Annotated in this window: 6 protein-coding genes; 3 read left to right on the forward strand and 3 right to left on the reverse strand. The window is 71.5% G+C overall.

All coding sequences use genetic code 11. The features are described 5' to 3' along the window. Positions 1-88: 88 nt before the first annotated feature. Positions 89-1,171 carry a questin oxidase family protein gene (locus tag NQU54_RS17750; RefSeq protein WP_257631918.1) on the reverse strand — a complete coding sequence of 361 codons (1,083 nt, stop codon included), beginning with the start codon at positions 1,169-1,171 and terminating at the stop codon, positions 89-91. 82 nt (positions 1,172-1,253) lie between these two features. Beyond that, positions 1,254-1,685 carry a hypothetical protein gene (locus NQU54_RS17755; protein ID WP_257631919.1) on the reverse strand — a complete coding sequence of 144 codons (432 nt, stop codon included), beginning with the start codon at positions 1,683-1,685 and terminating at the stop codon, positions 1,254-1,256. 373 nt (positions 1,686-2,058) lie between these two features. On the opposite strand from NQU54_RS17755, the gene NQU54_RS17760 reads away from it, so the two are divergent. Next, a complete protein-coding gene (locus NQU54_RS17760) occupies positions 2,059-3,063 on the forward strand; it encodes a sigma-70 family RNA polymerase sigma factor (RefSeq protein ID WP_257631920.1) in 1,005 nt (334 codons plus the stop codon). 184 nt (positions 3,064-3,247) lie between these two features. Here the strand turns inward: NQU54_RS17760 and NQU54_RS17765 are convergent, their stop codons facing one another. Next, positions 3,248-3,985 (reverse strand): 3-oxoacyl-ACP reductase family protein, encoded by a 738-nt coding sequence (locus NQU54_RS17765; protein ID WP_257631921.1) that lies wholly within the window; start codon positions 3,983-3,985, stop codon positions 3,248-3,250. A 383-nt stretch (positions 3,986-4,368) separates the two neighbouring features. Between NQU54_RS17765 and NQU54_RS17770 the strand changes: the two genes are divergently transcribed. Together NQU54_RS17770 and pfkB are read left to right on the forward strand one after the other, a co-directional pair. Further along, the gene (locus NQU54_RS17770) at positions 4,369-5,130 is read left to right on the forward strand and encodes a DeoR/GlpR family DNA-binding transcription regulator (RefSeq protein ID WP_257631922.1); all 762 of its coding nucleotides are present in this window, start codon (positions 4,369-4,371) and stop codon (positions 5,128-5,130) included. After that, positions 5,127-6,000, forward strand: an 874-nt coding sequence (gene pfkB, locus NQU54_RS17775) for a 1-phosphofructokinase (protein ID WP_257631923.1), incomplete at its 3' end; no start/stop codon positions are given. The genes NQU54_RS17770 and pfkB, both read left to right, overlap by 4 nt.

The raw sequence follows: 6,000 nt of genomic DNA on the forward strand, positions 1-6,000 counted from the left end.
ACGGGCTCGTGCCCCCGCCCCCGAGCCTCGTCCTCGCGCTTCGTCTTCGCCTTCGCGTCTCGTCCTCGCGCCGTCGCCTTCGCCTCTATCAGAGGACCGGGTCGATCATCGCGCAGGCGTGCAGTGCGGCGGCCAGGGCCATCGCGTCCGGGCCCTGGGCGACGTCGAGGGCGGTGTCGGTCAGCTTGATGGCATGCTCATCGCCGTGCGCGGCGGCGCGGGCGAAGACCTCCTCGGGCGTGACGCCGCCGGCCACGGACGGCAGCCGGTCGGCCGGAAGCGGCTCCCGCGGCGCGTACACCGCCGTGACCGCGGCGCTCGCCGCCCATGCCGCGTCCAGACTCGGCGCCCACAGCTCGCGCGGCAGCGCGGGCAGGACACGCAGTACGGCGTTGGGCGCGGTCGCGGCGTGGACCAGCATGATCGGTTCGCCGTGGCCATGGGTGGCGTAGTGATGGGTCGCGGCCCGTACGAGCTCGGCCAGCCGCCGGTGCGCCTCCTCCGGGTGGTCGGTGGGGGCGGTCGTTGGGTCGTGCGTCGGGGTGGGCGGCCAGGTGGGGAAGGCGGTGAGCCGGGCCAGCCGTTCCCGTATGCCACCGCTCTGGTCGGCGATCGGCTCCACGGCGGTCAGCGCGTCGGCCGCCGACCCGGAGGCGGGGCCCGGCCGCTGCCGGAGCGGCGGCAGCGGGGCGTGGCGGGCGGCCCAGTAGCCGAGGGCGTGGGCCAGCTCGGCGGTGCGGGGAGCGGTCGTGGCGCCCGGGTCCGGATCGTCCAGGAGGGTCCGTACGGCGTGACCGACCCGGATCACCGGATGCGTCGCGCCGCCAGCGATGCCCGGCAGCAGCCGCGGCCACCACACGGCGAGTACGTCCCGCCAGGGGCGGGCGGCGAGCTCCCGCTCGAAGTAGACGGGCCAGTCGGCGAGACGGCGCGGATCGCCGAGCGCCTCGTGCCAGTTCTCCTCGGTGATCCGGGCGTGCGGGCGCGGCATCTCCTCCAGCTTGTGGCGATAGCGGTCCAGCCAGCGGTGCACGGTGCGCCCCTGGCCGTGGCGCACCAGCGCCTCCACGGCCATGGGCGCGTGATTGCTCAGCCAGCCCAGACGCTCGGGGCCGCTGGCATGCAGGCGCTCGAGGGCTTCGTCGAGGGTTCCACTCGTGTCGTCCGTCATGACCTCACGCTAGGGAGGGGGCGGCGGCCCCGAAACGGACCGGGGACGGAAGCGTGTAGGGACCAATGACCTAAGCCGAGGGCTATTCCGTCGAGGGCTGTTCCGGAGGACGCTCTTCCCGGATGTGGAAGACGTAGAACGACACGGCCGCCATCGCGACCCCCATCCCGAGGCCGATCCCCGCGGACCGGTACACCGAGCCGCCGCTCACGGAGTGCAGAAAGCCCATCGCGCAGCCGAGGAGCGACCCGTACAGAATGGCCCTGATCTCCGGCGTCAGGCCCGGCGTCATCCTGCCGAAGGCGTAGCTGAGCACCCCGACCACCACGGCCGACACCACGCCGTAGACGGCGGACGCCGGGATGGTGGAGCCCTGGTTGTGGGCCACGAACATCACCCAGCCGCCGTAGAGCACCGCCAGCACGACGGGGACGCCCCAGGAGGCGGAGGGGTGCGGGGGGAGGTGGAGCCGTGGGTGGCGGTGGTGGCTGACCGGGGCCGTGGGGGCATTCATGGCGGAACCTCCTCGTCGCCGTGTCCCCGCCCTGACCTGTCACTTTCCAGCGCACACCCATGCGGGCGGCCGGGCAACCCGGCGCGATCGAACGAACGGGCAACCGCGCAGCCATGAGATTCGTCTTGACAGATGAGAGAAGGGCGGGACAGCCGTAGGAGGCGGCCGCAAAGGGGGTCTGACCTGCGCTTCCCGGCCTCTCGGCAGTGCGCTGACCCTGGTGTGGGTGGACAGGATACTGCATGATCGTAAAAAGATGATGGCCTGATGGGAATTCTGTCCTGATTCCAGTCGTTGTTTCCTTCGGACGGGGCACCCGACACCGGAGAGTCCGTCCATAGTCCGCGCCCGATCCATCTGTAAGGGAGCACGCATGGCAACCCGTGCCGTCGCCCGTAATCAGTCCGCCGCCGGTGGTGGCGCTGATGGGGCCAACAGCGTTCGCGCCTCAGGCGGGGAGATCGCCGATCGCGACCTGGTCGGCATGTATCTCGACGAGATCGCTCGCACCCCGTTGCTGGACGCGGCGAAGGAGGTCGAGCTGTCTCAGTCCATCGAAGCGGGGGTGTACGCCCAGCAGATCCTGGGCGGGGAGGTTGAGGACACCCCTGCCGCAGGTGCGAGCCGCGAGGAGCTGGAGGCGATAGCCGCCGAAGGTGCCCGCGCAAAGGACATCTTCATCCGCTCCAATCTACGCCTTGTCGTGGCTGTGGCGCGCCGCTATCCGCGCAGTGGGCTGCCCTTGCTCGACCTGATTCAGGAGGGCAACGCGGGCCTGGTGCGCGCGGTGGAGAAGTTCGACTACACCAAGGGCTTCAAGTTCTCGACCTATGCCACGTGGTGGATCCGTCAGGCCATCACGCGCTCGATCGCGGATCAGTCCCGTACGATCCGGCTGCCCGTCCATCTGGTCGAGGAGCTCGGCCGGATCCGCCGGGTGCAGCGGGAGTTCAACCGCGAGCACGGCCGCGAGCCGGAGCACGCCGAGATCGCCGAGGAGCTCGGCTCCACCATGGAGCGGGTCTCGGATGTGCTCGACTGGGCCCGTGACCCGGTCAGTCTGAACATGTCGGTCGACGATGAAGGGGAGACCCAGTTCGGCGATCTGCTGGAGGACACCTCGGCGGTCTCGCCCGAGCAGTCGGTGATGACGCTGCTGCGCAGCGAGGAGCTGGAGGGCCTGATCGGCCGCCTCGACGACCGCACCGCCTCCATCATCAAGGCGCGGTACGGCATCGACGACGGCCGGGAGCGCACCCTCACCGAGGTCGGCAAGCAGCATGGCCTTACCCGTGAGCGAATCCGCCAGATCGAGAAGCACGCATTGCTTGAGCTGAAGAAGATGGCCCGCCAGACCGGTTTCGACGCAGCGGCTTGAGTTCTCAAGCCAATAACTCTCAGCCACCAGACCCTCTCCAACCCATGGACCGAGCCCCGGCGCCTCCCCCCGGCGCCGGGGCTCGCTTATCTCCGCTCGTGTGACCCGTCTGTCCCTCATGGCCTCGCGTGGGGCCTCGCGCGTGGATGGTGTGACCTCGGCCGCGGACCGTTTGGGCGGTCGGTCAGACGGCGAAGCCGCCGTCCACGGCGATCGACGCCCCGGTGATGTAGCGGCCGTCGTCGCCCGCGAGATGGGCCACGGTCGCCGCGATCTCGGTGGGCCGACCGTAGCGGCCGAGTGCGGTGAAGCCGCTCTGGAGGGCGGCGCTCTCGCCGTCGGCCGGGTTCATATCGGTGTCCACCGGGCCGGGGTGGATCAGGTTGGCCGTGATCCCGCGCGGGCCGAGCTCACGGGCCAGGGCCTTGGTGAGGCCGGTGAGCGCGGTCTTGCTGGTCGAGTAGAGGGTGCCGCCGGGGAAGGCGACGCGCTCGGCCATGCAACTGCCGATGTTGACGATCCGCCCGCCGTCGGTCAAATGCGCCGCGGCCGCCTGCGCCATCAGGAACGGCGCCCGGACATTCACGGCGAGGACCCGGTCCACATCGTCCAGCGACAGCTCGGCGATGGGGCCGAGGACGCCGACACCCGCGTTGTTGACCAGAATGTCCAGCCGTCCGAACTCGGCGGCTGCCCCCTCCACCGCGGCGCGCGCCGATGGCGCGTCGGCGCTGTCGGCCCGTACCGCCCAGGCGCGACGGCCGAGCGCCTTGATCCGGTCCACGACATCCGCCGCGCGGTCGGCCTGGCTGTGATAGGTCAGGGCGATATCGGCGCCGTCCTCGGCGAGCCGGATCGCCACGGCCTCGCCGATGCCCCGGCTGCCGCCGGTGACCAGAGCCGCCTTGCCGTCGAGCGTCATGTTCTTCTCCTCGTAAGCCGTTCAATGCCTTGTATGGGCAAAAGGTGGTGAGAATTCCGCTGTGCGGTAGTCCCTCCCGATGAGGGGGACATGACTCGATCCTGGCCGGGCGGGTCGTGGAAGTCCGGCGGGATTCAGACGGTGCGCTGCGGCGCCGGTCGCCGGGCGCCGGTCGCCGGGCGGCGGGCGGTGATCAGGGGGAGTGGTCAGAGGCAGTGGTCAGGGGCGGCGGTGAGACGTGGCCGGGGAGGCCGCTGAGCCATCGCGAACCGTATATGCCCGGTCGAGTTTGTTTCGTGCCCGAGTCTGTTTACTTTCCTGCATCGCCCACGTAATCTGGCGGCGAAATCACAGGTTCGGGCATGGAAGGGGCGTAAACCCACATGTACGCACCGGAGCGTCAGCAGGAGATTCTCCGGCTCGCCCGTGAGGGCGGGCGGGTGGATGTCCTGTCTCTCGCCGAGGAGTTCCAGGTCACCGCCGAGACCGTACGGCGTGATCTGCGCGCCCTCGACCGGGCGGGGCTCGTCCGCCGCGTGCACGGGGGCGCCATCCCGGCGGGCCGTCTGGACTTCGAGCCCGATCTCGCCGAGCGCGAATCCACCGCCGCCGATGAGAAGGACCGCATCGCGCGGGCCGCCATCGCCGAACTGCCGTCCGACGGCAGCGTGATCATCGACGCGGGTTCGACGGCCGCCCGGTTCGCCGCCGCCCTCCCGCTGGAGGCCAAGCTCACCGTCGTCACCCATGCACTGCCGGTCGCCGCCCGCCTCGCCGACCACCCCGGTATCGCGCTGCACCTCGTCGGCGGCCGGGTCCGCCACCGCACCCGGGCGGCCGTGGACGCCTGGGCGCTGCGCGGCTACGGCGAGATCAAGGCCGATGTGGTCTTCCTCGCTACCAATGGCTTCTCGCTGGACGGCGGGCTCACCACCCCCGATCTCGCGGAGGGCGCCGTCAAGAGCGCCATGATCGCGGCGGCCCGGCGGGTGGTGCTGCTCGCGGACTCCGCCAAGCTCGGCCGGGAGCACTTCGCCCGGTTCGGCGGCCTCGACGATGTCGATCTGCTCATCACGGACACCGGGCTCAGCCCGCAAAACGCCCTGGCCATCGAGCGTCAGGGCACGGAAGTGGCACGCGCATGATTCTCACCGTCACCCCCAACCCCAGCCTGGACCGTACGTACGAGATCCCCGCGCTGGAGCGCGGCGCCGTGCTGCGGGCCACGGCCGACCGGGTCGACCCCGGCGGGAAGGGCGTCAATGTCTCGCGCGCCGTGGCCGCCGCGGGGCATCGCACGGTGGCCGTGCTGCCGCTCGGCGGACCGGAGGGCGCGCTGCTCGCACGGCTGCTGGAGGATCTCGGCATCGAGGCGGCGGGTGTGCCCGTGGCGGGCTCGACCCGGGTCAACATCTCCGTGGCCGAACCGGACGGCACCCTCACCAAACTCAACGCCAGCGGGCCCGAGCTGAGCGACGCCGAGGCCGAGGCGGTGCTCGAGGCCGTCCGGACGAGGGTCGAGAGCGCCGACTGGATCGCCTGCTGCGGCAGCCTGCCCCGGGGCCTCGCACCCGAGTGGTACGCCGAGTTGGTGGCGCGGGCCCATCGGGCGGGTGCCCGGATCGCCCTGGACACCTCCGGGCCCTCGCTGACCGCCGGCCTGCGCGAGCGCCCCGATGTGGTGAAGCCCAACGCCGAGGAACTGGCCCAGGCCGTGGGCCGTCCGCTGGCCACCGTGGGCGAGGCGGTCAAGGCGGCCGAGGAACTGCGAGGTCTCGGCGCCCGCGCCGTGCTGGCCAGCCTGGGTGCCGACGGCCAACTGCTGGTCGACGAGACGGGCGCCTACTTCGCCACCGCACCGGTCTCCGCCGTACGCAGCAACGTCGGCGCGGGCGACGCCTCGCTCGCCGGATTCCTCACGGCGGGCGGCGCCGGACCCGCCGCCCCCCCCCCCGCCCGGGCCCATGGCGCGGCCGCGGGGCCACCGCCGGGCCGCGCCCTGCCCACCCCCCCCC

The organism is Streptomyces malaysiensis subsp. samsunensis (genome assembly GCF_024519315.1).
GTDB lineage: Bacteria > Actinomycetota > Actinomycetes > Streptomycetales > Streptomycetaceae > Streptomyces > Streptomyces malaysiensis.

What these genes read in the sequence shown, in the direction of transcription:
- NQU54_RS17750 (WP_257631918.1), bottom strand. Translation starts at nt 1,171, where the DNA reads ATGACGGACGACACGAGTGGAACCCTCGACGAAGCCCTCGAGCGCCTG.
- NQU54_RS17755 (WP_257631919.1), bottom strand. Translation starts at nt 1,685, where the DNA reads ATGAATGCCCCCACGGCCCCGGTCAGCCACCACCGCCACCCACGGCTC.
- NQU54_RS17760 (WP_257631920.1), top strand. Translation starts at nt 2,059, where the DNA reads ATGGCAACCCGTGCCGTCGCCCGTAATCAGTCCGCCGCCGGTGGTGGC.
- NQU54_RS17765 (WP_257631921.1), bottom strand. Translation starts at nt 3,985, where the DNA reads ATGACGCTCGACGGCAAGGCGGCTCTGGTCACCGGCGGCAGCCGGGGC.
- NQU54_RS17770 (WP_257631922.1), top strand. Translation starts at nt 4,369, where the DNA reads ATGTACGCACCGGAGCGTCAGCAGGAGATTCTCCGGCTCGCCCGTGAG.